The 1258-nt window shown below is 70.4% G+C and carries 2 protein-coding genes; both read right to left on the bottom strand.

Translation table 11 applies throughout. The features are described 5' to 3' along the window. Positions 1 to 325 (bottom strand): MlaD family protein (locus H5411_RS46480; protein ID WP_183128024.1); only part of this gene is annotated, 325 nt, incomplete at its 3' end. After that, on the bottom strand, positions 322 to 1258 hold a 937-nt coding region (locus H5411_RS46475), incomplete at its 5' end, for an Mce/MlaD family protein (RefSeq protein WP_183128023.1). The genes H5411_RS46480 and H5411_RS46475, both read right to left, overlap by 4 nt.

The raw sequence follows: 1258 nt of genomic DNA, 5'->3' as shown, positions 1-1258 counted from the left end.
GCGGGTCGATCGAGAGGGTGAGCAGCGCCTTGCCGCCGTCCGAGACGGACGCCGAGTCGATCTGGCCGACCTTCACCCCGGCGATCCGGACCTCCTGGCCGTTGCCCGGGCTGACGGCGGGAGCGTTGTCGAACTCCGCCTTCATGATGAACCTGTCCTGCCACGGCCAGGTCGTGGTCCCCGCGCCCTGCCGGCTGACGATGTAGCCCCCGACCGCCAGCCCGAGCACCACCAGCACCACCAGCGTGAGCACGTTCCGGCCGAGCTTCGGCTCGCTGCGGACGCGTTCCCAGGTCTTCTTGATCCGGCCTTGCTCGCGGGTCATCGCCCCTCCTGCTGCTGTCCGAGCCTCATGAGGTTGCCGAAGAGCTGTTCGAGGCTGATCGGCAGACCGCCGATGGTGCCGGGGCCGACTCCGGGTTCGAACGCGATCGACGCGCCGTTGCCGTCGGTCATCGACGATGCCCTGTCCGCGTTGGACAGCATGTATCCGAGTTCCTGGTAAAGCGGCCGGTCACCGGAGGTGCCGGCGTACGGTCCCGTTCCGCGGTACGGCGAGAGGATCGTCGACTTGATCGGACCGTTCACCCGGTCGAGTACCGGTCCGCGCACGTCGTCGAGCACCGTGGTCAGGCCCTGCGCGGTCGGCACGAGATCACGGACGACGGGCCTGGCGTCGGTCAGCAGGTTCTTCAGGTCGTTCACCAGCGGACGTGCCTTCGCCAGCACCGGGTCGGCGTGCTGCAGAGCCGTGTCGAGCTCGCGGGCCACCGGGCGGGCCGGGTCGGCGACGTCCTTGATCTTGGCCAGCGTGCCGTCCAGCCGGGAGAGCCCGGCGTTCGTCGAGTCCAGCGCCTCGGGCAGGCCGGAGACCGTGTGGGACAGGTCCGACGCGCGGTCCCCCAGCACGGTGCTGACCTTGCCGAGGTTCCGGACGATGGAGTCGAGCTGCCCCGGCTCCTTCGTCAGCGCGGAGGAAGCCGATTCGAGCCCGCTCACCACGTCGGTGAGGTCCTGGTGCGGCCGGGTGCCCTGCGCGGCGCGCAGGACGTCACCGGCCGGGTCCAGCGTGCCCGGCGCGTCGGCCAGGAGCTGGTCGATGGCCGCTCGGCCTTCGTCGTCCAGTGTGGCGTCCAGGCTCCCGGCCGTCTTCTGCAACGAGTTCAGGGTGTTCGGCGGCAGCGCGTCGACGACCTTGTCGAGCTCGACCGGCACCCGCGTGCGGTCCTTGGGGATTTCGCCGGCCGGCGTGCCCTTC

This window comes from Amycolatopsis echigonensis (genome assembly GCF_014174495.1).
Classification (GTDB): Bacteria; Actinomycetota; Actinomycetes; order Mycobacteriales; family Pseudonocardiaceae; genus Amycolatopsis; species Amycolatopsis echigonensis.
Note: the sequence above shows the minus strand (reverse complement) of the source record. Positions and strands in the feature narration are given on the sequence as shown.